The organism is Paenibacillus tritici (genome assembly GCF_018207515.1).
GTDB classification, from domain to species: Bacteria; Bacillota; Bacilli; order Paenibacillales; family Paenibacillaceae; genus Paenibacillus_AQ; species Paenibacillus_AQ tritici.
On sequence record NZ_CP073365.1, the window covers coordinates 4,988,756 to 5,015,726 of the forward strand.

The 26,971-nt window shown below is 53.4% G+C and carries 27 protein-coding genes; 4 read left to right on the top strand and 23 right to left on the bottom strand.

What is annotated here, in order from left to right; genetic code table 11:
• Positions 1-116 precede the first annotated feature (116 nt).
• The 11 genes from accC to KDC22_RS21755 form a co-directional block, all read right to left on the bottom strand.
• Complete coding sequence (gene accC / locus KDC22_RS21705; protein ID WP_173129565.1) at positions 117-1,460, bottom strand: acetyl-CoA carboxylase biotin carboxylase subunit; 1,344 nt, start codon at positions 1,458-1,460, stop codon at positions 117-119.
• 56 nt (positions 1,461-1,516) lie between these two features.
• Complete coding sequence (accB, locus tag KDC22_RS21710) at positions 1,517-2,026, bottom strand: acetyl-CoA carboxylase biotin carboxyl carrier protein (RefSeq protein WP_173129568.1); 510 nt, start codon at positions 2,024-2,026, stop codon at positions 1,517-1,519.
• Positions 2,027-2,299: 273 nt separating this feature from the next.
• A complete protein-coding gene (locus tag KDC22_RS21715) occupies positions 2,300-3,193 on the bottom strand; it encodes a SpoIIIAH-like family protein (protein ID WP_173129571.1) in 894 nt (297 codons plus the stop codon).
• A gap of 95 nt (positions 3,194-3,288) precedes the next feature.
• Entirely contained in the window at positions 3,289-3,927 is a 639-nt protein-coding gene (spoIIIAG, locus tag KDC22_RS21720) for a stage III sporulation protein AG (RefSeq protein ID WP_173129574.1), read from the bottom strand.
• 17 nt (positions 3,928-3,944) lie between these two features.
• Positions 3,945-4,718 carry a stage III sporulation protein AF gene (spoIIIAF, locus tag KDC22_RS21725; protein ID WP_211720286.1) on the bottom strand — a complete coding sequence of 258 codons (774 nt, stop codon included), beginning with the start codon at positions 4,716-4,718 and terminating at the stop codon, positions 3,945-3,947.
• 27 nt (positions 4,719-4,745) lie between these two features.
• The gene (gene spoIIIAE, locus KDC22_RS21730) at positions 4,746-6,011 is read right to left on the bottom strand and encodes a stage III sporulation protein AE (RefSeq protein WP_173129580.1); all 1,266 of its coding nucleotides are present in this window, start codon (positions 6,009-6,011) and stop codon (positions 4,746-4,748) included.
• A 47-nt stretch (positions 6,012-6,058) separates the two neighbouring features.
• A complete protein-coding gene (gene spoIIIAD, locus KDC22_RS21735) occupies positions 6,059-6,448 on the bottom strand; it encodes a stage III sporulation protein AD (protein WP_173129583.1) in 390 nt (129 codons plus the stop codon).
• A gap of 9 nt (positions 6,449-6,457) precedes the next feature.
• Positions 6,458-6,661, bottom strand: coding sequence for a stage III sporulation protein AC (gene spoIIIAC / locus KDC22_RS21740; RefSeq protein ID WP_020426549.1), 204 nt, complete (start codon positions 6,659-6,661; stop codon positions 6,458-6,460).
• Between the two features lie 13 nt (positions 6,662-6,674).
• Positions 6,675-7,193 (bottom strand): stage III sporulation protein SpoIIIAB, encoded by a 519-nt coding sequence (gene spoIIIAB / locus KDC22_RS21745; RefSeq protein WP_173129586.1) that lies wholly within the window; start codon positions 7,191-7,193, stop codon positions 6,675-6,677.
• Complete coding sequence (gene spoIIIAA / locus KDC22_RS21750; protein WP_173129589.1) at positions 7,186-8,196, bottom strand: stage III sporulation protein AA; 1,011 nt, start codon at positions 8,194-8,196, stop codon at positions 7,186-7,188. The genes spoIIIAB and spoIIIAA overlap by 8 nt, the downstream gene beginning before the upstream one ends.
• Before the next feature lie 82 nt (positions 8,197-8,278).
• Complete coding sequence (locus tag KDC22_RS21755; protein ID WP_425516960.1) at positions 8,279-8,542, bottom strand: YqhV family protein; 264 nt, start codon at positions 8,540-8,542, stop codon at positions 8,279-8,281.
• Between the two features lie 200 nt (positions 8,543-8,742).
• On the opposite strand from KDC22_RS21755, the gene KDC22_RS21760 reads away from it, so the two are divergent.
• Positions 8,743-9,609 carry a YitT family protein gene (locus KDC22_RS21760; protein WP_173129592.1) on the top strand — a complete coding sequence of 289 codons (867 nt, stop codon included), beginning with the start codon at positions 8,743-8,745 and terminating at the stop codon, positions 9,607-9,609.
• Positions 9,610-10,470: 861 nt separating this feature from the next.
• On the opposite strand, the gene KDC22_RS21765 is transcribed toward KDC22_RS21760, so the two are convergent.
• From KDC22_RS21765 to KDC22_RS21780, 4 genes are all read right to left on the bottom strand, one after another.
• Positions 10,471-11,724 carry an aspartate kinase gene (locus KDC22_RS21765; protein ID WP_211720287.1) on the bottom strand — a complete coding sequence of 418 codons (1,254 nt, stop codon included), beginning with the start codon at positions 11,722-11,724 and terminating at the stop codon, positions 10,471-10,473.
• Between the two features lie 177 nt (positions 11,725-11,901).
• Complete coding sequence (gene efp, locus KDC22_RS21770; RefSeq protein ID WP_173129598.1) at positions 11,902-12,459, bottom strand: elongation factor P; 558 nt, start codon at positions 12,457-12,459, stop codon at positions 11,902-11,904.
• A gap of 45 nt (positions 12,460-12,504) precedes the next feature.
• Positions 12,505-13,575 carry a M24 family metallopeptidase gene (locus KDC22_RS21775; RefSeq protein WP_173129602.1) on the bottom strand — a complete coding sequence of 357 codons (1,071 nt, stop codon included), beginning with the start codon at positions 13,573-13,575 and terminating at the stop codon, positions 12,505-12,507.
• 75 nt (positions 13,576-13,650) lie between these two features.
• The gene (locus KDC22_RS21780) at positions 13,651-14,142 is read right to left on the bottom strand and encodes a YqhR family membrane protein (RefSeq protein ID WP_173129605.1); all 492 of its coding nucleotides are present in this window, start codon (positions 14,140-14,142) and stop codon (positions 13,651-13,653) included.
• Between the two features lie 206 nt (positions 14,143-14,348).
• Between KDC22_RS21780 and KDC22_RS21785 the strand changes: the two genes are divergently transcribed.
• Together KDC22_RS21785 and KDC22_RS21790 are read left to right on the top strand one after the other, a co-directional pair.
• The gene (locus KDC22_RS21785; protein ID WP_425517068.1) at positions 14,349-15,302 is read left to right on the top strand and encodes a DUF1385 domain-containing protein; all 954 of its coding nucleotides are present in this window, start codon (positions 14,349-14,351) and stop codon (positions 15,300-15,302) included.
• A gap of 7 nt (positions 15,303-15,309) precedes the next feature.
• A complete protein-coding gene (locus KDC22_RS21790; protein WP_173129609.1) occupies positions 15,310-15,648 on the top strand; it encodes a hypothetical protein in 339 nt (112 codons plus the stop codon).
• A 66-nt stretch (positions 15,649-15,714) separates the two neighbouring features.
• Here KDC22_RS21790 and KDC22_RS21795 read toward each other — a convergent pair whose 3' ends face one another.
• The 3 genes from KDC22_RS21795 to mntR form a co-directional block, all read right to left on the bottom strand.
• Positions 15,715-16,695, bottom strand: a complete 981-nt coding sequence (locus KDC22_RS21795) for a patatin-like phospholipase family protein (RefSeq protein WP_211720288.1) — start codon at positions 16,693-16,695, stop codon at positions 15,715-15,717.
• Positions 16,696-16,787: 92 nt separating this feature from the next.
• Positions 16,788-18,464, bottom strand: a complete 1,677-nt coding sequence (locus tag KDC22_RS21800; RefSeq protein WP_211720289.1) for a family 10 glycosylhydrolase — start codon at positions 18,462-18,464, stop codon at positions 16,788-16,790.
• A 176-nt stretch (positions 18,465-18,640) separates the two neighbouring features.
• A complete protein-coding gene (gene mntR / locus KDC22_RS21805; RefSeq protein ID WP_042215975.1) occupies positions 18,641-19,066 on the bottom strand; it encodes a transcriptional regulator MntR in 426 nt (141 codons plus the stop codon).
• A 199-nt stretch (positions 19,067-19,265) separates the two neighbouring features.
• On the opposite strand from mntR, the gene splB reads away from it, so the two are divergent.
• Complete coding sequence (gene splB, locus KDC22_RS21810; protein ID WP_425517069.1) at positions 19,266-20,336, top strand: spore photoproduct lyase; 1,071 nt, start codon at positions 19,266-19,268, stop codon at positions 20,334-20,336.
• A 1-nt stretch (position 20,337) separates the two neighbouring features.
• Here splB and KDC22_RS21815 read toward each other — a convergent pair whose 3' ends face one another.
• The 5 genes from KDC22_RS21815 to metG form a co-directional block, all read right to left on the bottom strand.
• The gene (locus KDC22_RS21815; RefSeq protein ID WP_173129615.1) at positions 20,338-21,051 is read right to left on the bottom strand and encodes a cytochrome c biogenesis CcdA family protein; all 714 of its coding nucleotides are present in this window, start codon (positions 21,049-21,051) and stop codon (positions 20,338-20,340) included.
• Between the two features lie 108 nt (positions 21,052-21,159).
• Positions 21,160-21,963, bottom strand: coding sequence for a metal ABC transporter permease (locus KDC22_RS21820; protein WP_211720290.1), 804 nt, complete (start codon positions 21,961-21,963; stop codon positions 21,160-21,162).
• Between the two features lie 901 nt (positions 21,964-22,864).
• The gene (locus tag KDC22_RS21825) at positions 22,865-23,614 is read right to left on the bottom strand and encodes a metal ABC transporter ATP-binding protein (protein WP_173129618.1); all 750 of its coding nucleotides are present in this window, start codon (positions 23,612-23,614) and stop codon (positions 22,865-22,867) included.
• A 33-nt stretch (positions 23,615-23,647) separates the two neighbouring features.
• Positions 23,648-24,622: a metal ABC transporter solute-binding protein, Zn/Mn family gene (locus KDC22_RS21830; protein ID WP_211720291.1), complete on the bottom strand. Its 975-nt coding sequence runs from the start codon at positions 24,620-24,622 to the stop codon at positions 23,648-23,650.
• Positions 24,623-24,781: 159 nt separating this feature from the next.
• Complete coding sequence (gene metG, locus KDC22_RS21835; RefSeq protein ID WP_211720292.1) at positions 24,782-26,815, bottom strand: methionine--tRNA ligase; 2,034 nt, start codon at positions 26,813-26,815, stop codon at positions 24,782-24,784.
• Between the last annotated feature and the right edge of the window lie 156 nt (positions 26,816-26,971).

Here is a 26,971-nt window from a genome sequence, read left to right on the forward strand (position 1 = left end):
ACTTCACACCTTTCCTGCAAAAAAAAGTTGTTGGTACACTTCAAGCGGGCAGTTCGCCTCTTATTAAACATACTATATCATTTGGCGAACTTTATGACAAACGATGAGAAGTCGTCCTAAATTTCATACTCTTCGAGGAACTTAATATCGAAATTACCGTCCAAGAACACCGGATGCTCCAGCAGTCTCTGGTGGAAAGGAATCGTAGTATGTATGCCCTCCACAGCAAATTCGGCCAGTGCCCGCTTCATCTTGGCGACCGCCTCATACCGCGTCGGCGCCCAGACGATCAGCTTGGCAATCATCGAGTCATAAAAAGGTGAGATCGTATAGCCCGGGTACGCCGCACTGTCCACCCGTACTCCAAGTCCGCCCGGAGGCAGATAGAAGCCGATTTTGCCCGGAGACGGCATGAAATTACGTTCAGGGTCCTCGGCATTGATCCGGCATTCGATCGACCAGCCGTTAATCACAATCTCCTCCTGGGTGAAGGAGAGCGGATTGCCTTCCGCCACAGAGATCATTTCCTTGATCAGATCCACTCCGGTAACCATCTCCGTTACGGGATGCTCCACCTGGATACGTGTATTCATCTCCATGAAATAGAACTGGCCGTCAGGTCCCAGCAGGAATTCCAGGGTGCCCGCTCCCGAGTAGTTAACCGCCTGAGCAGCCCTTACAGCCGCTTGGCCCATCGCTTCGCGGGTCTCCGGTGTCAGGATGGAGCATGGAGCTTCCTCCACCAGCTTCTGGCGGCGGCGCTGCACAGAGCAGTCCCGTTCGCCCAGATGGACTACGTTGCCGTGATTATCAGCGATAATCTGAATCTCCACATGCTTCATGCCGGTAAGGAACTTCTCCAGATATACCCCGGCATTGCCAAAAGCCTTCTGGGCTTCCTGCTGGGCTGCTGTAATCTGCTTCACCAGCGATTCTTCGTCCTCGGCGATACGGATGCCTTTGCCTCCGCCGCCTGCGGTAGCCTTGACGATAATCGGGTACCCGATATCACGCCCCAGCATCACCGCTTCCTCTATATCCCCGACAATCCCGTCCGAGCCCGGTATAATCGGAACACCGGCCAGCTTCATCGTTTCTTTGGCAACAGCCTTGTCGCCCATCCGCGTAATCGCATCCGGCGACGGACCGATGAAGGTAATATTGCAGGATTCACAAATCTCGGCGAAGTCCGCATTCTCGGCCAGGAAGCCATAGCCCGGATGAATAGCATCGCAGTCTGTCAGCGTAGCCACGCTCATAATATTGGTAAAGTTCAAATAGCTGTCCTTGGCGGGCATCGGTCCGATGCAATACGCCTCGTCAGCCAGGCGGACATGCAGGGAATCCCGGTCCGGCTCCGAATAGACAGCCACGGTGGAAATACCCAGCTCGCGGCAGGCCCGTATAATGCGGACCGCAATTTCGCCGCGGTTGGCAATCAGCACTTTTTGAATGTTCATGCGTTTCCTCCCAAAGTTTAGCGAAGCTTGCAAGCTCCTCCTAATTCTCGCGGCAATTATTCCGCTCTCACCAGAAACAGCGGCTGTCCGTATTCGACCAGCTGGCCGTTCTCAGCCAGGACAGAGACAATCTCGCCCTTCACTTCCGCTTCCAGCTCATTCATCAGCTTCATCGCTTCAATGATGCAGACCGTGGATTTCTCGCCCACCCGGTCTCCTACATTGACGAAGGCTGGCGTTTCCGGTGAAGCTGCGCTATAGAAGGTCCCTACCATCGGCGAGACGATTTTATGTAATGCGCCTTCAGCGGAGGGTGCTTGCTGCTGCGTGGCAGCAGGGACTTCACTGACAGCCGGAGGGGCAACAATCTGTGGACTTTGCGGCTGCGGGGCTGGCGTAAAGGGGTACGCATAAGGAGTCGCCTGAATTACTGTTCCATCAGCTTCAGAGCGATCCGGTTTGCGGATAGCCAGCTTCATACCTTCGCTTTCAATCTCCAGTTCGTGCACGGAGGAAGTCTGGTCCAGCAATTTAATTAATTCCTTAATCTCGCTTAACTTGAACATTGGGTAGTTCACTCCTTCAGCTTTCTCTCGAAGCCATTTTGGACGCGGGCTGTGCAGGGTACGTATCCGTTCTGACAAGCAAACCTGTGAGCCGGTCTGCCCCTGGTTCTCTTGAATCGGTGCTCTGTGTAACCGCTGCCTGCGCAATCTTCTTCTTATATGCATAGATAACTTTATGTATTATATCACAAACGCTAGAAATGGAAAGAGCCTGGGACGGCCCCGGGCTCTTTCGGCATTTTATTCTATTTTCTCTGATTTTATTCAGGAGACTTATTGCTCGGAGACGTATTGGACCTTGATCTTGTCCTGGGTTACACTCAATTCCTTCATTACAAAGTCCACGATACCGACAGCCTGCTTCACATCCAGCTTGTCGCTGAGTACAACGATGGTATAGGCGTCGCCTGCTTCTTCCTTCACAATCGCTTCCCCGTATTTCTGCTGGAGTTTCTCTTCGATTCCGGTGATTTTGGACTCCTTCTCCTCCAGCTTGCTGAGCTGCTCCTGAGCCATCGCATTCTCGGCAGGCGTCTTATCCATATCATTAATCAGCGCCAGCAGATCATTGTGGTCCTTAAGATTCTTCTGCTCCCGTTCGTACAGATAGTTGGTGAACAGGCTGCTGGCCGATACGCTCTGCGAAGCCACTTCGTCCAGAATAGCCTCGTCGTTCTTCTCCGGAGTCTTGGCGGAGGCTGCAGTCTCCTTGGTGTCTTTGGTGTCCTTGGCATCCTTCGTGTCCTTGTCTTTGTCGACTGTGGCTGATGCCGCTTTGTCTTCAGCTTTGTCTTCAGTTTTAGCCTTATCCTTGTCAGTAGTTCCGGTGTCAGCCACCACACCAGTGTCCTCTGTCACGGCTGGAGTCGTATCGTCTTCGGTTACAACTGCCGCTGTCTCTTCATCCTTAGCGGTCTTGCCGCTCTCATTCACAGTTCCCACTGCGATCCCTTTGTCGGTGCTGACTTCTTTGATGACAAGTCCGCTGTCCAGCGTAGTGGCCGTTCCGCCGCCCGCCCCGTCTTTCACTGTGTCCACCTGAATGCTGCCTGCCGTTTCTTTGGGGATAGGGGTGCCCGTGTCTTCCGTGAACAGGTAATATGCCGAGAGCACCACCATCAAACTGAGCATGGAAACCAGCCAAATCGTTTGTCTTTTGCCCTTCATTGTATATTCCTCCTAAAATGTTGTTGCATATCCTCCGTGACTGCCCTGGTACAAGACTTCCTTAGAAGCATATGCTTGGACTTTCCACAGAATGCCTATTCCTGCTTGCGCGGGACGACAGAGATTCGGTAGCTTGGCACATTAAGCCCTTTTTCCACCGCTTGTTCTATGAGGTTGCGTACAACTTTGTTCTCTGCCCCCTTGGCGACTACCAGCACACCGCGCACCTGGGGTTTGATCCGTTTGGTAATGATCGGAGTCTCATCGCCTGACTGGCTGTAGGTGACGATCTCCCCGTCCCTGGAATATTGCGTGGTATGGCGTTTGCCGCCGCTGGCATCCGTCTCCTCGCTCTGTTGCTGCGAATCATTCATATTGCGCTGCACAACTATTTCCTCTGTGGAGTCTACGGTGACCATAATATCTACTGTGCCGACTCCAACAATTTTCTCCAGGATTTCCTTCGTGCGGTTCTCCATCGCCAGTTCGAGGCCGTCAAAAGAATTAGCGTTCCCGGCCTCCTGCTGCATGACGGTCTGCGAGGTCTCGGTAACCGGCGGTTCACGCCCCGTGTTCTCGTTGTCCAGCTTCTTCACATTCACGAAGGAGTTGAACAGCATGATCGCTACACCCAGCAGGCCGAGAATAATCAGCCAGCGGAATGTGTGGCTGCGCTTCGGGCTGCCGTTTCCGCCTCCGGCCCACTGCTCCAGCTTTTTCATCCATTTGCCCATTGAATTCCCTCCTTCTCTTATGATTTCACAGTACCGGACCCGGTGCTCTGTACCTTGATCAGATCGGGGTCCAGGTTCCAGTTCTTCTCCAGCAGCTCGATAATGGTTCCTGCTTCCGTCCCTGCGGCTGAAGCCGCCGGATCTGACGGTTCTGCAACCCCCGGGGCCGCTCCCTGAGCTTCGCCATCCCCGCTGCCGTCCTCCAGGCTGACCTGGACCGGCTGGACAGGGTTAATCTGTATCGGACGGCCTGATGGAAGGGCAGCGGCACCAGAGCCCGGGACAGCGCTCTGAGCGCCGCTCTCCGCTGCCGGAAGAGCTACCGTGACCGAGGAGATCAGCGGCACATCCTTGCCGAGCGGAGCACTTGGATTCGGCCCCATAGCGAGGGCAACCGTAACCTTCACCCCGCCGATGCCGGTACTGCCGGCAATCTGGTCACGCATCTGGCCGGCAATCTCTTCGGCAGCCAGCTTCAGGCTCTGATCCTGTGCTCCGGCGGCAAGCATCCGTCCGTCCGCCAGAATCTTCTCCAGCGAGTCTGCGCCATCATCTTCCCCGGATAAGAGTCCCCCGCTTCTCTCCTGCTGCTGCATTGCCACGCTGAGCTCCTTGCTGGCATCCCCCTTCAGCAGAGAGACAAGCGGGCTGAGCATCGTCAGCAGCACCAGCAGACTAAGGACCAGTCGGGCGTAGCGTTCCATGGATTTGCTGGGCAGCAGCATCTCCACAAATGCAGCCATCAGCACTACCAGAATCAGCTCATGAAGCCAGCTGCTGAGCCAGGACATGGCGCACCTCCCTTGAAATGTGAGTTTCTACCGCATCATGACGGTCACATTGCCCGCAGTCAGCATAATGGTGACGGCCAGGAAGAACATCAGTGACACCGCAGCCAGCGCAGCGAAGACGTATATCATGCTTTTGCCGATCGTCTGCAGGCAGATTACAATCGGCGTCTCGCCCAGCGGCTGCATCACGGCGGCGGCCAGATTGTAGATCAGGGCGAGAATCAGGATTTTGATCGCCGGAAAAGCGCAGAGGAAGAGGATAATAATCACTCCCGAGAGCCCGATGGCGTTCTTCACCAGCAGCGAGGCCGAGATCACCGTGTCTGTCGCGTCCGCGAACATTTTGCCGATTACCGGTACGAAATTGCCTGTAATATATTTGGCGGCGCGAATGGTCACCCCGTCGGTTACCGAGCTTGTAATCCCTCTGACCGAGATCACGCCGAGGAAGACCGTAAGCAGCACTCCAAGCAATCCGGCCCCGATATTGCGCAGCAGGTTGGCGAGATGGGTCAGCTTGTACTTCTCCGACATTGCGCTCACCAGATGCAGCACCGCCGAGAAGAACAGCAGCGGGAAGACCAGGGTATGAATAAGTGTGCCTACGGTATGAATCATGAACACGATCAGCGGATGGGTTACCGACACCGTGACGATGTTGCCCATCGAAGCCAGAAGCGCGAACAGCAGCGGAATCATGGCCATCATGAAGTCGATCATCCGGTCGATGGCATCCTTGGCGTAGCCGATGGCGATGTTGAAGCTGTTGACAGCGATGACCAGCACAACCATGTAACAGAGCATATAAGCGATCCTGCTGACTGATTTCCGTTCAAAAGCGGTCTGAAGCGTCTCCAGAATCATGCTCAGCACACTGATCATCACAATCGTGACCAGCAGCTTGCCGTTGTAGAGCACCTCGTGCCACATGAAGTTGGTCAGGCCTGACAATACGCTTTTGAAGCTTAAGCCCTCATCTCCCGGCAGCAGCATATCCATCAGGGACGGGGTCCGGCCTTCGGGGAAAAATCCCCCGTAATCCTTCATCAGCTGATCCCAGTAAGACTCCACCTTATCCTTCGGCAGATTCTCGGCCTGCTGCCTTACCCACTGGTCCACAGGGGACGGTGAGCCTCCGCTGTCGCCTGAGGACGGGGCTGCCGGAGCCGGAGCGGCGCTTGAGGCGCTGGCGGTGTTTCCGCACAGCAGCAGCAGAAGCGCCAGCACAAGACACGGCAGAAGCAAGAGCAGCCTGTAACCTTTGGGCGGACGAAAAACACTGTGCTCCTGCATTCCCCTCACCTCCGTTTCCCTCCAACTTGTCCGGTTTCTCCTCTGCTTCAGGCCGGCAGCAGCTTCATCACCGTTTCGATAATGATGCTGATAATCGGCACGGCCAGCACCATAATCAGTACTTTCCCGGCCAGCTCTATCTTCGAGGCAATGGATTCCTGCCCGGCATCCCGTACGATCTGTGCCCCGAACTCCGCAATATATGAAATGCCGATGATCTTGAACACGGTTTTGATGTGGATCATTTCCATCCCGGAGGATTCCGCGACCCGCTCCAGCGTACCGAGAATCATTCCGATCTTGCCGATCAGGAACAGGAAGATCAGGATGCCTGCCGCCGTAGCGAGCAGGAAGGCGAATATCGGCTTTTGTTCCTTCAGTACGAGGATGAGGACGGTCGACAAGATGCCAATTCCCACGATTTGAATGATTTCCATAACGTCAGCCTATTGAAAAAGAAAAATCGTTTTGATTTCCTGAAGCAGTCCGTCCAGCATCCGGATGACCATAAACAGCACGATAATAAAACCGACAATCGTTACCCAGTGGGCGATATCCTCTTTGCCCATCTGCTTAAGCACCGTGTGGATCATGGCGATAATGATGCCGATGCCGGCAATCTGAAAGATCGCGTTGACTTCAATATTCATTCCTGGCACCTCGCTAAAAGATCAAAATGACGATCAATGCTCCAAGCAGCAGACCCAGGCTTTTACTCACTTTCTCATATTTGCCCTGATCTTCTCTGGCCGCTGTCTCCTCCTGCTTCAATTGCTGTAAAGCCAGTGCAATATGCGTACTCTGGTTGGACCGGTCACTGGTTCCGAGCGTGCAGCTTAGCTGCCGGACGATCTCCTTCTCCGTTCCTTTCAGCGATGCGCTGCTCCAGTGGGCTTCCATAGACCGCCGGATAGCTTCTTCGGCAGTGCAGTTCTGCGGAGGACTCATCTCCGCCGCTGCCATGAGGAAGAAGGCCTTCAGCGGCTCCTTCGTCTGCGTCCCGATCCGGCGCAGCGCCTCCGGCAGCGGCGTGTATCCATACTGGATCTCGGTCTCCAGCCGCTGCAGCGCTGCAATCAAGGCTCTGATGTGCCGGGGCCGGTCGGCATACTGGGCTGCCCGCTTGAAGCCGGCCAGCGTACCGGCCAGTACGATGAGTACTGCACCAAGCAGCTTAAGCATGGCGGTCACCTCCGCTCACCGGCTCCGCCCGGTCTTCCGGCGTCAGCAGCAGCGCCCGCTTCTGGGCGTCCAGAATGCGGAAGGACAAGCCCGACTCTGCGCGGTGCAGAATCACATACCGCTCGAACATGCGGTGCTCCAGCAGCCCGCCTAGCCCGGGCCGCCGGGCCAGCTCGGACACATCCTTGCCATGCGCGGAAGCGACCACCGAGATTCCCGCATGCAGCGCCTCTGTTACCGCTTCTGCATCCTCCATGCGGCCGATCTCATCGGCAATCAGCACGTCGGGCGACAGCGAGCGGATCATCATCATCATGCCTTCCGCCTTAGGGCAGCCATCCAGAATATCCGTACGCGGCCCGACATCGAAGGCGGGAATTCCCCGGCGGCTGCCGGCAATCTCAGAGCGTTCATCGACGATGCCGACCTTCAGCCCCGGACGGCTGCCCTCGCGGCCGCCCCGCCCTCCGGCCGAGAGCTGCCTGGCCAGGTCACGCAGCAGCGTTGTCTTGCCATGCTGCGGCGGGGACAGGATCAGCGTATGCATGACCCGCTGCCGCCCCCGGTCCAGCAGATACGGCAGCACTCCGTCGGCAATGCCGTGCACCTCACGGGCAATCCGCACATTGAAGCCGGTAATATCGCGCAGATGCTCAACCCCGCCTCCGCTTAGGACCGTCCGGCCGGAGAGGCCGATCCGGTGCCCGCCGGGGATGGTGATGAAGCCTTTGCGCAGCTCCTCTTCCATCGTATAGAGTGAATGATTGCTGATGAGGTCCAGCAAGCGGTGCGAATCCTCCCGGTCGGGCTTGTACGCCTCACCGGGAAGCAGGGTCAGACGGCCGCCAGCGCCGACAAAATGATATTTGCCGGAATAGTTAATCTCCAGCGGCCGTCCCTCACGGACACGAATCTCCTCCACCTTGTCCAAGAGCGCAACGGGGAGGCCGCCGAGCAGTGCTCTTACTCTCTCGGGAAACAACAGAAGCCAATCATTAGCCATACCAGGTACCCCCAAGCTGTCCTCTACTAAATAGCTTTATTCCATATTTATGCTTGTACTTGTAGTTTATGACTATCATCTATCATTTCTTCAGAATTCCGATTAAGAGAAAAGCCACCCCGCAGCCGATCCAGCCCAGCTTGCCCCATGACAACTGCTCTGCCATCCCTGTAAGCCCGATTGCCGTGGTCAGAACGAGAATTGTCGGTCCGACCAGCGCCAGCCCGGAATTGACGGCGAGCGCCTTATCCACCTGGTTCAGCTTCAGCATAATTATGGCAGCCGCAATCTCCACGCTGCCCGACAGCAGCCGCAACACCGCCATCCAGCTTACATACTTGTCCACATTTCCCCACTCCTTTGTTCAAATCTATGTTATCCATGGATATGCGGCGGCAGGCTGCTTTAGACAAGAAGAAATGATGGACACTAGCACATATTTCCGGGAGTGTGAAAGAAATCATAGTCCTATACGCTATAAAAAAATATCATCGGTATGATAAAATTAATTTTTCTTATATTAGGGCAAAGAAGGGGAGCACAGTCATGCAAGTTCGTAATTTAGTAGTACCGCTTGTATCAGGAACCATAGTCAGACAGGTAAAAGAAGTAGCCATTATCCTATTTTCAGCCTTCCTGGTAGCGGCGGGGCTTCGCCTGTTCCTCATTCCGCATCAGCTGCTTAGCGGCGGTGTAGCGGGAACGGCCTCTATCATCGGTTATGTGACACATCCAAAGTTTATCTCGCTGTATTATTTCGCCATTAACCTGCCCATCCTGGTCTGGGGGTTCGTTGCTGTGGGGAAGAAATACATCTGCTATAGCATGCTGTCCGTCCTCTCCACCACCTGGTTCCTGAACCTCATTCCTGCGGTGAAGCTGACCAAGGACCCGATTCTGGCCAGTATATTCGGCGGGGTGATTATTGCGGGCGGGGTAGGCTTCTCGCTGCGGGCGGGGGGCTCCTCCGGGGGCTTCGATATTCTCGGCTCTATCATTACCCGCAAGCGGGATATTCCTATGGGGACTGTGCTGTTCGTAATGGACGGTGTCGTCATTCTATGCCTGGGCTTCTTCAAAAGCTGGGATTCCGCGCTGTACGCGATGCTCTGTATCTTCGTCAAAAGCCGGGTGGTGGACATGATCCACATCCGCCATATCAAGCTGACCTGCTTCATTGTCACGAAGGAACGGGAGAAGATGCTGAACCGTCTGACCAGTCTGCCTCACGGCATCACGGTGGTTAATGCCGAAGGCGGGTACAGCCACGAGGGCAATACCATGCTGATGACCGTAACTACGCGCTACGAGCTGGCTGATCTGCGCAAGACGATTCTTGAGACCGATCCGAAGTCTTTTGTAAATGTGCTGGAGACGGTAGAGATCATGGGCCGGTTCAGACGCCTGAGCTGAGCAGGAGCGGGCTTACCGCATGTTCGCGGGAGCGCCCGGCAAGCAGGATATCCTGCGGCACAAGTGGAAACGGCTTTGCCGTCCTTTTATAAAGACAGTATTCGTTTCAGCGAGAAATAGAAGGATAAGTTATCGTGTGCAACATATAAATTCTATATTTAAACAAAAGAGTGCTGCTCCCGCAGAAGCGGGTAACAGCACTCTTTTTAATTTTACGATGGTACAGTGTATTCGGTTTTCTGTGAAAATACTTCTTGCACAACCTGCGATAAACGCACGGCCTACGTGGCGCTCACAGTCCAATTGTGTTCGGTTTTTCGATTACATTCGGCCTACGCAGCGCTCCCAATCCAATTGTGTTCGGTTTTCCGATTACATTCGGCCTATGCGGCGCTTCCAGTCCAATTGTATTCGGTTTTCCGATTACATTCGGCCTACATGACGCGTCCAGTCCAATTGTGTTCGGTTTTCCGATTACATTTGGCTTACGTAGCGCTCACAGTCCAATTGTGTTCGGTTTTCCGATTACATTCGGCCTACGCAGCGCTCCCAGTCCAATTGTGTTCGGTTTTCCGATTACATTCGGCCTACGTGGCACGTCCAATCCAATTGTGTTTGGTTTTCCGATTAGATTCGGCTTACGCCGTGCACCCAGTCCAATTGTGTTCGGTTTTCCGATTACATTTGGCCTACGCGGCGCTCCCAGTCCAATTGTGTTCGGTTTTCGCAAATATCCGGCCCATGCTCCTAATCCGTTGAGGACTCACCCGCCGCCAGAAGCCAAACAGGGATGCCCTCCAGCCTTCCTGCCGGAGAACATCCCTGATGTATGGTTATGCTATAGACTAGCCCTTCAGCGGCTTAGCGGCGGTCCTGCGGACCTCCAACGAAGGCCTGTTCTTCCGTATCCAGATTATACGCCGTATGCAGCGCCTGAATAATCAGCTGCAGGTTGCCGGATTCGATCACACAAGATACCTTAATCTCGGAAGTACTGACCATCTTGATGCTTACCCCTTCATTCGAGATCACCTCGAACATCTTGGCGGCAACCCCCGGATGACTGACCATACCGGCGCCGACAATCGACACCTTGACCAGACTGTCCTCGGAAGTTACTTCACGGTAAGGCAGCGCGCTATGCAGTCCTTCGATGACCTCTTTGGCCTTCACCAGATCACTGAGCGCTACAGTAAAGGAGAAATCAGCGGTCTCATTCTGCACCCCGCTCTGTACGATAATATCAACGTCCACACCCTCATCGGCCAGCTTGCCGAATACCTGGGCGAGTACACCCGGTACATCCGGTACCCCGAGAATACTGATCCGGGCCACATTCTTGTCATATGCTATTCCGCTTACTACCACACCCTGCTCCATGCTTGCTTCCTCCTTCACAACAGTACCTTCATTATGATTAAAGCTCGATCTGACGACCAGCTTCACTTGATATCGTTTGGCATATTCTACGGCACGCGGATGCAGCACAGCTGCACCGAGATTAGCCAGCTCCAGCATCTCATCATACGAGATTTCCTTCAGCTTCCGCGCCGTCTTCACAATACGCGGGTCTGTGGAATAGATGCCGTCCACATCGGTATAGATTTCGCAGACATCCGCTTTGATGGCTGCGGCCAGCGCTACCGCTGTGGTATCCGAACCTCCGCGGCCCAGCGTAGTGATCTCGCCATCCAGCGTCATTCCCTGGAAGCCGGCAACGATCACAATCTGTTCGCGCTCCAGCGACTCCAGAACACGGCGTGGAACGATTTCGCTGATCCGCGCACGGCCATGAGTCTCATCGGTACGGAACCCCGCCTGCCAGCCTGTATAGGAGACCGCACTCCGTCCCAGCCCGTGAAGAGCGATAGACAGAAGCGCTACAGAGATCTGTTCCCCCGTAGTCATCAGCATATCCATCTCCCGTGCGGGAGGCTGCCCGTTCAGCTGTTTCGCCTGATCGATCAGTTCATCTGTGGTATCCCCCATAGCGGATACCACCACCACGCAGCGGTGTCCTTCATCCTGCTTGGCTGCGATACGCCCGGCAACACGCTTCATGCGTTCAATGTCGCCGACGGAGCTGCCTCCGAATTTCATGACATAAAGTGACAAAGTTCCATTCACTCCCTATTTCGCTCTAAGTAGTAGCTTATATTTTGGTTAATGCTTTAACACAGTATAATACGAAAATCATACCATGCGTTAATGGTTTCACAAAATAAAATGCCTCCGCCGCAAAATGCGGGGAGGCCGGATGAAACCTGTGGAACCCTGAGCGGAAATCAGCTCCTACGCGCGGGAAATATATTTACCTTCGCGGGTATCAATCAGGAGAACATCTCCTTCATTAATGAAAAGTGGAACATGTACCGTATGACCGGTCTCCAGCGTAGCGGCTTTGGTTGCGCCTTGAGCCGTGTTGCCTTTAACGCCCGGTTCGGTCTCAGTCACCTTCAGCTCCACGCTTGTAGGCAGGTTAATCCCGAGGATCTCACCCTGGTAGCTGACGATGTTCACTGTCATGTTCTCTCTAAGGAAGTTAAGCTCCCATTCGAGCTGCTTGGCAGTCAATTCGAACTGGTCATAGGTTTCGTTATCCATGAACACATGCTCCGCACCGCTAGCATACAGGTACTGTACACCACGGTTCTCGATGATGGCGCGGCCAATGGTCTCGCCGGCACGGAAGGTGCGCTCAACCGTATTGCCGTTACGCAGGTTTTTCAGCTTGGAGCGGACAAAGGCTGCGCCTTTACCCGGCTTAACGTGCTGGAAATCCAGGACGGTGAAGATGTCCCCTTCTACTTCTACGGTCAAGCCTGTCTTGAAATCATTAACTGAAATCACAAAAAATCCCTCCTGGAATTGATAAATTAACTGAATAGTAATGTCTTACAGTACCGTATAATCCTTAGATGAATGAGTCAGCAGCGCGATGCCGCTGTCGGTAATGACGATATCATCTTCAATCCGCACACCGCCAAGGCCAGCGAGGTAGATTCCCGGCTCCACAGTGACGACCATCCCCGGCTGCAGCACTTCATCTGCCAGCTTGGACAACCGCGGCCACTCATGTACTTCCATCCCGAGACCATGGCCTGTGCTGTGGCCGAAATACTCCCCATACCCGTAACGGGTGATGATATCCCGGGCCAGGGCATCGCATTCGCGGCCGGTCATACCGGGCTTGATATGCGCCAGCGCGTGAAGCTGCGCTTCCAGTACAACATCATAGATTTCCTTCAGCTTGGGGTCCGGTGATCCCAGAGCAATTGTACGTGTTACATCCGAGCAATAGCCGTCCAGCAGGGCACCGAAATCGAAGGTGACAAATTCGTTGTTCCCAATAATCTTGCTGCTGGCAACCCCATGCGGCATAGCCGAACGCTCGCCGGAGGCGACAATCGTATCGAACGAAGACGAAGTCGCACCATGCGTACGCATGTAGAATTCCATTTCCAGATCGACATCACGTTCAGTCATGCCCGGCTTGATCACATTCAGGATATGACTGAACGTGGCGTCAGCCAGATCGGCCGCCCGCTGCATCACAGCCAGCTCTTCTTCGTCCTTGAACATGCGCAGGTTCTCAACAGTCTTGGACAACGGCACCATGACAGCCGGCTGCAGAGCCTCGGCATAGGCAGTATAGGCGCTGAAGGTCACATCATCCTGCTCGAAGCCCACCCGGGCTTGTCCGCCCTTCGGCAGCAGCTCACGTACTGTGTCGATGAATTTCGCTTCGTGCTGAACAACCTTGAGTCCGGTTACTTCTTCCGAGGCCTGTGTCATATACCTGAAGTCCGTCAGCAGATAGCTGTCATCCCCGGTAACCAGCACATAACCGGAGGAGCCGGTGAATCCGCTCAAATAGCGGCGGTTATAGCCGCTGGTTATTAACATCGCATCCAGTCCCTGTTCCTGCAAAACCTTACGCAGCTTGGAGACGCGCTTGTTGCCCATTTTCATTCTCCTCTCGAAATAGCCACATTGTATTTTAACATAGTGGCAGGCCAACTGAGAAGTTTTTTCGGAGGCTCAGGCTAGCTTGGTCTGCTGCTCGCGCTTGCGCTCGTCCGTGTACTCGATCGCCGCTGTATATCCGATGAATAGTCCCCAGAGCAGGAAGAGGCAGAATTCGCTGATCACCGTAGTCCACGGCAGCTTGAACGGCGGCTGGAGCAGGAACCAGCGGGAACAGGCCAGGAACAGGGCCGACCACCAGAGAATCCCATATAACATCCCCGGCCAAGGCCCGTTAAGCTTGCGGAATATAAGCACGTAGATCAGGGACGACAACACTGAGAAGGCGATAAAAAATAAATATCCGAGCAGATACCCGGCAGGCGTCAGCAAAAAATCATGCTTGAAAAAAGGCTCCGCCAAAAATCCTGGAATGACCTTGGTAAAATGCAGGACGTACATCAGCCAGTGCGCCCCTCCCCAGATCAAACCGGCGAAATAACCCAGTTCAATGGAAAAATAAAAGGGATTCGTCTGGACTGTCTTTTGCTTGCTTGAAGAACTCATAGAGCTCCCTCACTTTCGGTATGGGGTTAACCCGGTTTCCACTCCGCTCTCTATAGCTAGTATGTACAGCAAAAGGCAATCCAACTAGTAATGTGGTTAAAAATTAGTTACAATGTATTATATAAATCATATCAAAATACGGGAAGGTGAATTGGTTGTCCCAGGAAACTCCCAGTTACGGCGGCCAAGCCGTCATTGAAGGCGTCATGTTCGGCGGCAAGCATATCAACGTAACAGCCGTAAGACGGAAGAATCAGGAGATTACATTTTTGGAGGTGCCGAAGAGCGACAAGAGCTGGGTCCTTAGACTGCGCAAGATTCCGCTGCTTCGCGGCATTGTCAGTATTATAGATTCCAGCGCCAAAGGCTCGAAGCACCTGAACTATTCGGCTGAATCCTATGCCGAGGATGAGACGGAGCCGGAGGAGCTTGCGAAGCAGCAGGCCAAGGGCAAGGAGAAGAAGAAAGACGAAGGCTGGAGTCTTGGCATGATTTTCGGCGTCGCCGTGATGGGTATTCTCTCATTCCTGTTCGGCAAGCTGATCTTCACCCTGGTGCCGGTATTCGTCGAAGATTTTTTATTCAAGAATGTATTTGACAGCTATATTCTGCACAACCTTGTGGAAGGCGGCATCAAGCTGATCCTCCTGCTGGTGTATCTCTGGGCGATCTCGCAGACCCCGGTGATCAAGCGGCTCTTCCAGTATCATGGGGCTGAGCATAAGGTAATCAGCGCTTTTGAAGCCGGCGAAGAACTGACCGTACAGAATGTACAGAAATACAGCCGTCTGCATTACCGCTGCGGAAGCAGCTTCATGATGCTGACCATTATCCTCGGTGTCATTATCTACTCCGTCGTCCCATGGGATAGTCTGATGGAACGGGTGCTGCAGCGGATCATCCTTCTGCCGGTTGTCATTGGAATCTCGTTCGAGGTTCTGAAGGGCACGAATGCGGTAAGAGATGTTCCCGGCCTCAAGTATCTCGGGTATCCGGGACTGTGGCTTCAGCTCTTAACTACTAAGGAACCCAAGGACGATATGGTTGAGGTGTCGATCGCCTCGTTTAACCGGATGCGGGAGCTGGACGCCGCAATAGAAGCAAGAGGATATTCGGAGGCAAGTGTGTCAGGCGGCATTTTGGATCCTGCGAAAGGATGAGTGGCCAATGATCAGACATGCTTTGATTTTTTGGATTACAACAGCTCTTGCAGTATGGGGTTTGGTAGTGGATCTGATGGTACGCGGCATTGCGGCTCTGTCTTTCTTTATTTTCCCGCTCGTCCTGCTGGCGCTGCTATATTACGCCTACAAGGTGGCTCCCGGCAGAATGGGAGGCGGGCCCGGACGGCCGCGCACCAAGATCAAGCCTTCGGCCAAGACGATGTCCAAGGTTGCCGGAATCCGCAAAACCCAAGGCGTACCGAGTAAGCGCAAAAGCTATCCCTTCCAGGTGATTGAAGGCAGCAAGGGCAAGAATGACGACCAGCTTCCCAAATATCACTGAAAGCTAAATACAAGCTGCAAAAGGCATCTCCGCGTGGTTAAGACCACGTGCGGGATGCCTTTTTGGTTATCGCTTAGGAGAGGTAAGCTGACGGGATTGCTCCCGGATGTATGTAGGATATGCGGGCCGCCAATGGGTGAAGAAGTCTTCCCCCGCCAGAATGCCTGCGGTATACAGTGCATCACTCTGCTCCCGGGAGAGCCGGAACTGGGTGGTGGAGATGCCCAGCGTAGGAATTTTAACGGTACGCACGAACTTATCCGTCTCAATATACCGCTCGTCATGCGCAGACAGCATCGTCTCCACCATCGCCTGCAGCATACTGAACGGCCCGGTGATCTGATGCGCCTGCGGAGACGTCTTCCCGATCAGCTGGTAGCCTACCGTAGGCGTTCTGTGCTTGGCAGACTGGAAGCCGTGCTTCTTCTCCTCGAACAGCCAGAGCGGAAAGTTACTCAGCACCCCTCCGTCTACCATATAGATCATCTGCCCGGTAAAAGATTTCCCCCTTGCCGCCTCCCCGGCCAGCCGCAGGATCACGGGATCGAAGAAGTACGGAATGCTGCAGCTCATCCGCACCGCCTTGGCTACTTCGAAGCTGTCCGGTGCAATTCCGTACAGCTCCAGATCATCGGGCAGCACAACGATCCGCCCGCTTGTAATATCTGAAGCGATTACCCTCAGCTTGCCGCGCGGCAAATCACGAAAGGTAACCACCCCTTTCTCCCGCAGGAGATTGCGAATCCACGATTCCAGCGCCTGACCCGAGTACAGGCCCTTCTTCAGCAGCACACGCAAGGCCGGTCCGACGAAGGCTGTATTGAACAGCGCCCCCCTCGTCAGAAAGGAGGTGAACGGCGTCTGCCGGATGATCCGGCTCATCGCCTCCCCGCTGTAGCCCGCTGCCAGCAGTGAGGCAATAATAGAGCCGGAAGAGGTCCCCGCTACCCGCCCAAAGGTCCGCCCTGCCCGTTCCGTCGCTTCCACCGCGCCTGCGAGTGCAATTCCTTTGACCCCTCCGCCTTCAAAAACTGCGTTAATCTCCATACATGGCAAACCCCCGTTCCATAGATTGTATTGTTATCTATGAGCACGGGGGACTATTCATGACATGAGATTATGGCTTAACTTACACATTATTAATTCTTGAAATAAAAGCTGAGCAGTCCGGCCAGGCCATAAGGATTACGTACTACAATATCATTGGCCCGGAACAGAATACTGCCCGCAACCTGATCGTACTTCTCATTATACTTGAGCTGGTTGATAATCTGTTCCCCACTCTGCCATTCCGCAGTTTGCTTGGTATCTCCTACTTTGTAGGAGGCCAGGCCGATGTATAGCTTGACGTTCGTTCCAGTGACTTCGTTCACCCACCAGTCTACCAGCTTGTCGTAACGAGCAGCACTGAAGGAGAGACTCCAATAGACCTGCGGGGCGACGTAGTCGATCCAGCCGCTCTTGATCCATGTGCGCACATCTGCATACATGTCATCGTAAGCAGACACCCCGGCCGTAGTATCTGAACCACTGCTGTCCGCTTTTTTATTGCGCCATACCCCGAACGGACTGACACCATAAGATACTGACGGCTTCGCTGCATGAATCTCCTGCCCCAGCTGGCGGATGAACTGGTTGATATTATCCCGCCGCCAGTCTCCTTTGGTTGCAATGCCTTGCGAATTATAAGCCTTGAATGCAGGTTCATCAGCAAAGGCTACGTTGGAGGGATAGAAATAATCATCCAAATGCAGACCGTCAATATCATACCCTCTGACCACTTCCATCACGGTGTCAATGATATGCTGCCGCGCTTCCGGAACCCCCGGATTGATGTACAGCTTGTTCTCGGCTTTGACGATCCAGTCCGGATGCTGCTTGGCTACATGGTTAGGGGCAAGACCGCTCGTGGAGGCATCTGTCGTAGCCCGGAACGGATTGAACCAGGCGTGTAGCTGCATCCCCCGGCTGTGGGCACTGCTGACCATATACTGTAACGGATCGTAGCCGGGTTCCTTCCCCTGTGTGCCGCTAAGCACCTTCGACCAGGGAACAATCTGTGAAGGATAGAGCGCATCCCCGGAGGGTCTGACCTGCACGAACACACTATTGAACCCGGCAGCCTTCAGCTTGTCCAGCAAGCTGTCGAATTCCCTCTTCTGCTTGTCGGCATTGCCGGCAGAAGACGTTGAAGGCCAATCCAGATTATACACGGTGGACACCCAGGCCCCCTTCATTGCCTTACTGGTTTTGGCCCCGGGAATGGAGGGTACCGTTGGCGTTGGCACTGTCGGTATCGGCACTACAGGCGTGGGCACGGTAGGTGCAGGTACAGTCGGAACAGCCGGTGTTGAAGGTGTTGCCGGTCCGCCGATTTCTATATTTGAATATAAAGCAATATGCTTCGTAGCCTGGTTCCAGACCACCTGCAGCCCAAGCTGCTCGCTTACAAACCGCAGCGGAACCATTACCCGGCCCTGCGTAATCTGCACGGAAGTATCCAGACTTACCGAAGCCCCGTTAACGATAGCACTCTTGCTCCCGCTGGTCAGCTTCAGGACATCATTTCCCTTGCTGATGGTTGCTGTCTTGCTGGCCTGATCCCACTTCACACCGGCGCCAAGACCTTGGCTAATCACTCCGGCTGGCACCATCGTTACATTGGAACGCGTAATATAAGGCGGTACGTCACTGTTCAGGGTCTCTCCATCCAGTTCAATGGTAATCTGCAAGGAAGCCGCACGCGCACCAGGCGTCCACATAGGCAGACATAGCATAACCACTAATAATCCCACAATCCATTTACGGTAATTCATAATTCCTCCCAGGTATTGAAGTTATATGTAAACAAAAAAATGACCCTCTCGTCCTTGGATAAGGGAGAAGGCCGCTCTTTCGTAAACGGAATCCTTCCTTGATGAAAAAGGAACGGTATCCGTTTTGACGTAATAAAACTGGAAAGGTTGCGCTAATCAAACAAAAAAAGCCACATTTACGAATCGCTGGCCATCTCATGGTGAATATCGTATAAGGTCTGCAGACGCGCTTCATCCCGGCGGAAATACTCCACCAGCGTTTCGATCCGGGTGATGGAATCCCAGCTCAAATGATGCTCAATGCCTTCAACGTCCTTATAAATATGCTCTTGCTGTACCCCGATAATCCCGAGGAACTCCTCCAGCAGCTGATGGCGGTCCACAAGACGTTTCCCCACTTTTTTCCCTTTGCTTGTTAGGACAAGCCCACGATATTTCTCATAGATGAGATATTCGTCCTTATCCAGTTTTTGGATCATCTTGGTCACAGAGGAGGGATGGACTTCCAGTCCCTCGGCAATATCCGAGACCCGCGCATAACCCTTCTCGTCGATGAGCTTATATATGCGCTCCAAATAATCCTCCATGCTGGGTGTTGGCATTCTGGCTTACCTCTTTTCTATAATGAACGTAACGGTGGGACCGGGCCTTGCTCTAACAATGATACATGTTTCTGCCGCTCCTTGGCAAGTCCTGCCGCTCAGACTTACCTACGCTTAGCGATGTTTACCAGGATTCCAATCGCCTGCAGATCGGCACAATAAGGCTATCCTCATCCCTAAGGAGCGTGAAATGATGACCATAATAACTCCTGAACGCCCTCCTGCCAAAAAACAGCGCAAGCCCACCGGCCTGTTCATCCCGGAGCTAGTTTTTTTTGAACCTGACGCCCTGAACTATCCCAAAGGGGAACGGATCATGGAATGGGTCAAGTCCCGCAATATTCCCTACCGCATGACGACTTCGCATAACCGGATCACCAATCTGCCCGGCGAGACCGAGGTGGAGCAATACAAAATCGCCAAAAGAACGCTCGTAGTCGGTCTGCGCAAAACCTTGACCTTTGACCAGTCGAAGCCGTCTGCCGATTATGCGATCCCAATTGCCACTGGCTGTATGGGCCACTGCCATTACTGTTACCTGCAGACCACGCTTGGCGCCAAGCCCTACATCCGTGTCTATGTGAATACCGGAGATATCATGGATGCGGCCAAAAAATATATAGTGGAACGTTCCCCGGAAATCACGACATTTGAAGCCGCTTGTACCTCAGATCCGCTGGGGCTTGAGCATATTACCGGCTCCCTGACCGAATTGATTGAATTCATGGCAGAGGAGCCGCTCGGGCGGCTGCGATTCGTGACCAAGTACCAGCATGTCGAGCCCCTGCTTAAACTGAAGCATAACGGGCATACCCGGGTACGCTTCAGTGTGAATGCCGATTATGTCATCAAGAACTTCGAGCCTGCCACCTCACGGTTCGAGGAACGGATTGAGGCCGCCGGTCAAATCGCCCGTGCCGGTTATCCTCTGGGCTTCATCATCGCCCCTATTATCTGGCATGACGGCTGGAAAGCAGGCTATGCGGAGCTCCTGGAGAAGCTGGCCCATGCCCTGCCGCCCGGAATAGGCAACGGCTTGACCTTTGAAATGATCCAGCACCGGTTCACCAAAACAGCTAAGACCGTGATCGAGAAACGTTATCCGAAGTCGAAGCTGGAGATGGACATCGAGAAGCGCAAGAAGAAATGGGGCAAATGGGGACAGAACAAATATGTCTACCCTGACGAACAGCAAACCGCCCTGCGCGAATTCATCACAGAGCGGATTTTTGAGCATTTTCCGGAAGCGGCCATTGATTATTTCACTTAAGCTAGAAAATCAGCCAGCGCGGCGTGATTCCCTGCAGCCATATCGTAATGCGGAACATCTGATCGGTGAACAGCAAAATGCCCATGAACACCATCAGCCCGCCGCCCAGCTTCATCAGAAGATTAGAGTATTTCAGAATCTTCCGCGCGCCGCCCAGGAAAAAGGCCAGTCCGAAGAACGGCAGCGCAAAGCCGATACTGTACGCCGTAATCATGGTAAACCACGTTCCCGGATCACTGGCAGATAACGCGATAATCGCCGTCAGGATCGGCCCGATACATGGAGACCAGCCCGCAGAGAATCCAATGCCGAAGATGAAGGAGCCCAGGTATCCCGCAGGCTTCCATCTCAGCTCCAGCTTGCGTTCCCGGAGCAGAAACTGCGGCTGGAACACACCCAGCAGGAAGAGCCCCATCACAATGATTAAGACTGCCGACAACTGGCGGATCAGATCCCGCTGTTCATTGAAGAATTCGCCGAACAGCCCGGCTCCGAAGCCAAGGGTATAGAACACTGCCGAGAAGCCCAGAATGAAAGCCAGCGTATGCGAGAGGGTCCGGAGACGGACCTCTTTGCTGTTGCTTCCGCTCTTCAGCTCCTGCACCGATAATCCGGTAATATAAGATAGATATGAAGGATAGAGCGGCAGACAGCACGGTGATATGAATGACGCCACTCCGGCGGCAAAAGCGATTCCTGCATTCAGGTTGGACACTGGGCGCATCTCTCCTTCCATACTCGGGGTCACTTCGTATAGCAGTAGCTGTGATATGTAGTTGTGCTGAATCAAACCTACACCAACTGTACAATTTTGGTTTTTGGCTTACGCAGGCAGCCCTTTTTTGCCGATCAGCGTTAAGGTCAGCAGTGCAATCAGCAGCAGGACAATCGTGGCTCCCGGAGCCAGGTTCCATACGCCTGCGATTACAAGCCCGCCGATCACGGCAATCTCGGCAATCGCCACAGACAGGACAACCGAAGACTTGAAGCTCCGCGACAGCAGCAGGCTGATGGCTACAGGGATAGTCAGAAGCGCAGATACCAGCAGCGAGCCGACAATCTTGATCGCCGTACTGATCACAAGCGCGGTCAGCACCGTAATTAGCATATTAAGCAGCTTCACCGGAAGTCCGCTGACACTGGCCGCATCCTCCTCGAAGCTAAGCAGGAAGAATTCTTTGAAGAATAGGGTAACCACCACCACCACAGCAATCGTCACGATTCCCACCACAATAAGATCCATATTATTCAAAGTATAGATGCTGCCGAACAGATAACTCATTACATCTGCATTATACCCTTTGCCCAGGGTGAAAAAAAGTGAAGCCAGCGCTACACCGCCCGACATGATGATGGCAATGGACAGCTCGGCGTAGCTTTTATAAGCTTTGCGCAGCTTCTCAATCGCAAACGAGGCCACTACAGCAAAGATCAGCCCCGCTCCCAGCGGATAAAAACCGGTCAGGAAGCCCAGCGCTACCCCGGCGATCGTCACATGTGCCAGCGTATCTCCGATCATGGACAGGCGCCGCAGCACCAGAAAAACGCCGATCAGCGGCGCCGTAATCCCAATCATCAGCCCGCCGGCCAGCGCCCGCTGAAAAAAGTCACTAAACAGGATTTCCAAGATGTTTTTCTCCTTTTCCAATTAAAGCTATTCAAATAATGAAACCTATCAGGGCGAAACCTTTCAGGCGAAAGCTTTATCAAACCTTTTTCGATCCCTCCCAAACCCTCCCTTCGCCAAGGGAGGGCCCCAAGGGCTCTGCCCTCTGGACACCCGCTAAGGGCAATTGGCGTGGGAGGAGGGGTTGTCGCAGTTTAGGGACGGTGGTAATAAGAACGCTTTTCCTCCCTGCGGGATACGCTTCACAATTTGCGGGATCTACTTACGTTACAAGACTTTTCCGCCATATATTTAACCTGCTGGCCTTATCATGCCACTCTACTATCTTATTTCCATAGATACAGTAAGGATGAAGCTGCGTTCGTAGCGAATAATTAGAGATAAGTGCAGTCTGTGCAACTAAAGACAGTAAAACGGAAGGCTTTCCTCTTCTAATTGTATTCTGTACAACTATTTTTGCCCGGATGGCCGAAAATCCAAGTACGGAAGCATTTTAATTGTACGAAATACATCTAAACATAGTTTTGGCGGCGCATCCGACGATTTAGTTGTACAAATTGCAATTAAGCCTACCCTTTCCCCCTAATCTAGGCACAGCAGACCCTCAGCAAGTGAGGAGTTAAAAGTAATCCTCACACGTTTAAATCTGATTGCAGAATGTACAACAGAATCATCATTTTTGAGCGTATAATCAAATTCTGTTGTATTTCGTACAATGGATGTTGGTATAAGGGCTGGAAAAAGGCCCATTTCAAAAAATCTAATGTACAAACTGCATCAGAACAGTAAAAAGGACAGAAATTCGTGCAATCTACTGTACAAAATACATTAGGCTGCGGTTCGAGCGGTTGAACCGTTTAATAATCAGGGTAACTATCCTGTTATCAGCCAATTTCAACGCTCAGGACAATGTGTGCTGTAAATTATCGACAGCGCAGTCCTGGGCATCATGGGAATGGCGGCAGTAGAAATTGATCTTACCGTTCTTCTGGACCGGCTCGCTGCCGAGATAATTCTTCATCATGTCGATATCATGCGAGACCATCAGGAAGGTCATGTGGTGATGTGCGTGCATGTGCATAATCAGCTCGAAGAATCCGGCCTGTGTCTCGGCATCAATACCGACGGTAGGCTCATCCAGAATCAGCAGATCCGGATGGTTGATCAGCGCGCGGGCCAGGAAGACACGCTGCTGCTGGCCGCCGGACAGCTGGCCGACTCTTTTCTCGGCGATGTCCTGAATCCGCATCACTTCAAGCGCATCCTCACATTGTCTATGCTGGGCTTTGGATACACGCCGGATCAGGTTCTTGTTGTTATACAGTCCGGACAATACTACCTCACGCACGGTGGCCGGAAACAAAGGGTTGAACGCATTCTTCTGCGGCACATAGCCGATGCGTTCCCAGTCCTTGAACTTCCGCACCGGCTGGCCGAATAATTTGATCTCCCCGCTGGTCGCAGGCAGAAGCCCGACAATCATCTTAAGCAGCGTAGTCTTACCCGCCCCGTTGGAGCCGAGGATACCGAGGAAATCCCGCTCTTTTACCGTATAATTCAGATTATGGATGACCTTCTGCTCACCGTAAGAGAAGGACAAATCCTGTATTTCGATCATATGCTGATGGCAGTCCAGGGATACCGGTTGCATGTAAAGTACCGCCTTTCACTTATACTTTCCTTTTTATTGTAAGGCCAGAATGAGATTTTGCAAATTTTTCTCCATTAGCGTGAAATAATTGTCCCCATTCTTCTGCTGGGCCTCGGTCAGCCCTTCTACCGGATTCAGTACCATCGTAGACACGCCAGTCTCACTTGCCAGTGTTTTGGCCAGCTTATCGGACACCAGCTCCTCGAAGAAAATATAGCGGATGCCCTCTTCCTTAATCAGTGCCGCCAGCTTGACCAGATCCTGTCCCCGCGGCTCGGCATCCGGTGACAGCCCCATAATCGCGTGCTGCGACAGGCCGTAGTCACGTGCCAGATACGAGAATGCCTGATGAGATACGACAATCTCCTTGTTAGGCAGTTTGCCCAGCTCTTCAGTGAACTTATCATCCAGCGCACTTAGACGGTCTGCAAGCTTCTGGTAACGCTCTTCATAACCTGCTGTATGTGCGGGATCAACAGCCTGAAGACTGTCCTTGATATTCTTGGCCATGACAAGCGCCGACTTCGGACTCACCCAGGTATGAGGGTCCGTATGCAGGCTGTCGCCATGTTCTGCTTCTGTTTCTTCTTCACCGTGGCTGTGATCATGCCCGTCTTCCTCGTCGGTCATAATCAGCTTCACCCCTTTGCTGACTTCCACGGCCTTGGCTTCACTGTCACTGTCAAGGCTTTTGAGGAAATTAGGCACCCAGCCTTCAAGTCCTGCTCCGTTATAAAGGAACAATTGTGCCTTAGAAGTATTAATAATATCCTGGCTGCGCGGTGTCCAGTCGTGCGGCTCTACCCCAACAGGAAGCAGATTGATCGCGTTGATATCTTCCCCGCCGATTTCATTAGCGAATTCATATATGGGATAAAAGGTAGTAATAACATTAACTTTCCCCTCGGTGATGCTGCCGCTGCTCTTAGGTCCGCATGCGGCGAGTGCCAGTACAAGCAGCAGGACAGCGGAGGACAACAGCCCTTTTTGTAAGCTTTTATACAACATTTCTCTATCGACCCCTTAAATCGTAAATTTTACTATTAGAATTATAATAGTAATGGTTACGATAAGTCAACTCCGATCTGTAAGCACAGCAATCCCCGCTGCCTGGTGCCTGCGGGGATTGCGCTTATCTTATCTAATGCGGTTAGGCTCAGCCTGCCTTTACTTCACAATGGCTCCATTCGGCATACTGTCCGGTACAGTAGCGATCGTCAGCTGCTCGCCCTTGGAAGCGGCCAGGATCATGCCCTGCGACAGCTCGCCGCGCAGCTTCACCGGCTTCAGGTTCACAATACAGATCACCTTGCGCCCCACCAGCTCCTCCGGTGTGTAGAACTTCGCAATGCCGGATACGACCTGGCGCTGCTCGTATCCAAGATCGAGCTGCAGCTTCAGCAGCTTGTCCGCCTTCTTCACCGGCTCGCAGGCGATGACCTGGGCTACGCGCAGCTCTGCTTTGGCGAAATCGTCGATGCCGATTTCTTCCTTATGCTCCTCTTCCTCCGGATCGGCACCCGCCGCTTCCGGGGTCACAGCAGCCCCTGCAGGCGCAGCTTCCGCAGCTGCTTCTGCAGGCTTGCCGGCTCCCATCGCTTCGGCGATGTACGCCACCTCCTGCGCCACATCCAGGCGCGGGAAGATCGGGTCGCCCTTCACAAGCTTGGTTCCCGCTGGAATCAGGCCGAAGGATCTGCCGCTCTCCCAGGTGGTCAGCTCGCCCGGCTGGATGCCAAGCTGCTCCCAGATCTTCGCCGGAGCGCCGGTCAGGAACGGCTGGAGCAGAATGGACGCGGTGCGCAGTCCCTCTACCAGATGTCTCATCACCGAAGCCAGCTCACCGCTGCGGCTCTCGTCCTTGGCGAGTACCCATGGCTGGGTCTCGTCGATATATTTGTTCGTCCGGCTGATCAGCGCGCCAATCGCAGTCAGGGCTACGGAGAATTCCATCTTCTCCATCGCTTCTTCTACCTTGGCATAAGTGTTCTGTACGGCCGTCTCAAGTTCACCGTCAAACGGGGTTACCTGGCCAGCGTAAGCCGGAAGCTCGCCGCCGAAGTATTTCTCCACCATCGCTCCGGTCCGGTTCAGCAGATTGCCCAGGTCATTAGCCAGATCGTAGTTAACGCGGTCCACGAAGCTCTCCGGCGTGAAGGTTCCGTCCGAGCCGAAGGGAACCTCGCGCAGCAGGTAATAACGCAGGGCATCCAGCCCGTAGCGGTCAATCAGGGTAACCGGATCAACCACATTGCCCTTGGACTTGGACATTTTACCGTCCTTCATCAGCAGCCAGCCGTGTGCGAAGACCTTCTTCGGCAGCGGTTCACCCAGCGCCATCAGAATGATCGGCCAGTAAATCGTATGGAAACGGACAATTTCCTTCCCGACGATGTGCACATCCGCAGGCCAGAACTTATCATAGAGGCTGCGGTCTTCCGAGCCATAGCCAAGAGCAGTAATATAGTTGGTAAGCGCATCAATCCACACATACACCACATGCTTCTCGTCACCCTTTACCTTCACACCCCAGTCAAAGGTTGTTCGGGAGACGGCAAGATCCTCCAGACCCGGCTTGATAAAATTGTTAATCATCTCATTTTTGCGCGATTCCGGCAGGATAAACTCCGGGTTCTCCTCGTAGAACTGCAAGAGGCGGTCAGCATATTTGCTCATGCGGAAGAAGTAGCTCTCTTCCTTGACCAGCTCTACCGGATGGCCGCTGTCCGGGCTTTTGCCGCCGGTAATCTTACCGTCTGAGTCACGCTCAATGTCTACGAGCTGGGTCTCGGTGTAGAAGGTCTCGTCCGAAATACAGTACCATCCTTCATATTCCCCTTTGTAGATATCACCCTGCTTCAGCAGGCGGTCAAAAATATCAGCAACCACCTTCTTGTGGCGATCCTCAGTGGTACGGATGAAGTCATCATTGGAGATGTCCAGCTTCTTCCACAGATCCTTAATGCCTACCACAATACCGTCCACGAACTCCTGAGGGGTCTTGCCTGCCTTGCCTGCCTTCTCTTCAATCTTTTGCCCATGCTCGTCTGTTCCTGTCAGATAGCGCACCTCATAGCCGCGCAGACGTTTGTAGCGGGCCATAGCATCACCAGCTACTGTCGAATACGCATGTCCAATGTGCAGCTTGTCGCTCGGATAATAGATCGGTGTTGTTAGATAAAAGGTTTTGTTCTCACTCATTCTGTTGTCATCCCTTCGTTATACCATCTCGTATTTACATATCCTGACGCAAAAAACTCCCGCCCCTATATGGGGCGAGAGTATACTCACGCGATACCACCCAAAGTTCCCCGGCTCCTCACAGAGCACAGGCTTCGCCAGTCCCTTCTCGGAACT

Bases quoted from the DNA above. Each gene is read 5' to 3' on its own strand.
- KDC22_RS21795 (WP_211720288.1), bottom strand. From the start codon at position 16,695: ATGGAGATTAACGCAGTTTTTGAAGGCGGAGGGGTCAAAGGAATTGCA.
- spoIIIAA (WP_173129589.1), bottom strand. From the start codon at position 8,196: ATGGCTAATGATTGGCTTCTGTTGTTTCCCGAGAGAGTAAGAGCACTG.
- spoIIIAG (WP_173129574.1), bottom strand. From the start codon at position 3,927: ATGGGCAAATGGATGAAAAAGCTGGAGCAGTGGGCCGGAGGCGGAAAC.
- spoIIIAD (WP_173129583.1), bottom strand. From the start codon at position 6,448: ATGGAAATCATTCAAATCGTGGGAATTGGCATCTTGTCGACCGTCCTC.
- KDC22_RS21715 (WP_173129571.1), bottom strand. From the start codon at position 3,193: ATGAAGGGCAAAAGACAAACGATTTGGCTGGTTTCCATGCTCAGTTTG.
- accB (WP_173129568.1), bottom strand. From the start codon at position 2,026: ATGTTCAAGTTAAGCGAGATTAAGGAATTAATTAAATTGCTGGACCAG.
- accC (WP_173129565.1), bottom strand. From the start codon at position 1,460: ATGAACATTCAAAAAGTGCTGATTGCCAACCGCGGCGAAATTGCGGTC.
- KDC22_RS21800 (WP_211720289.1), bottom strand. From the start codon at position 18,464: ATGAATTACCGTAAATGGATTGTGGGATTATTAGTGGTTATGCTATGT.
- mntR (WP_042215975.1), bottom strand. From the start codon at position 19,066: ATGCCAACACCCAGCATGGAGGATTATTTGGAGCGCATATATAAGCTC.
- KDC22_RS21830 (WP_211720291.1), bottom strand. From the start codon at position 24,622: ATGTTGTATAAAAGCTTACAAAAAGGGCTGTTGTCCTCCGCTGTCCTG.
- KDC22_RS21790 (WP_173129609.1), top strand. From the start codon at position 15,310: ATGATCAGACATGCTTTGATTTTTTGGATTACAACAGCTCTTGCAGTA.
- KDC22_RS21785 (WP_425517068.1), top strand. From the start codon at position 14,349: ATGTTCGGCGGCAAGCATATCAACGTAACAGCCGTAAGACGGAAGAAT.
- spoIIIAC (WP_020426549.1), bottom strand. From the start codon at position 6,661: ATGAATATTGAAGTCAACGCGATCTTTCAGATTGCCGGCATCGGCATC.
- KDC22_RS21775 (WP_173129602.1), bottom strand. From the start codon at position 13,575: ATGGGCAACAAGCGCGTCTCCAAGCTGCGTAAGGTTTTGCAGGAACAG.
- spoIIIAF (WP_211720286.1), bottom strand. From the start codon at position 4,718: ATGTCCTGGCTCAGCAGCTGGCTTCATGAGCTGATTCTGGTAGTGCTG.
- metG (WP_211720292.1), bottom strand. From the start codon at position 26,815: ATGAGTGAGAACAAAACCTTTTATCTAACAACACCGATCTATTATCCG.
- spoIIIAB (WP_173129586.1), bottom strand. From the start codon at position 7,193: ATGCTTAAGCTGCTTGGTGCAGTACTCATCGTACTGGCCGGTACGCTG.
- KDC22_RS21825 (WP_173129618.1), bottom strand. From the start codon at position 23,614: ATGCAACCGGTATCCCTGGACTGCCATCAGCATATGATCGAAATACAG.
- KDC22_RS21760 (WP_173129592.1), top strand. From the start codon at position 8,743: ATGCAAGTTCGTAATTTAGTAGTACCGCTTGTATCAGGAACCATAGTC.
- KDC22_RS21780 (WP_173129605.1), bottom strand. From the start codon at position 14,142: ATGAGTTCTTCAAGCAAGCAAAAGACAGTCCAGACGAATCCCTTTTAT.
- spoIIIAE (WP_173129580.1), bottom strand. From the start codon at position 6,011: ATGCAGGAGCACAGTGTTTTTCGTCCGCCCAAAGGTTACAGGCTGCTC.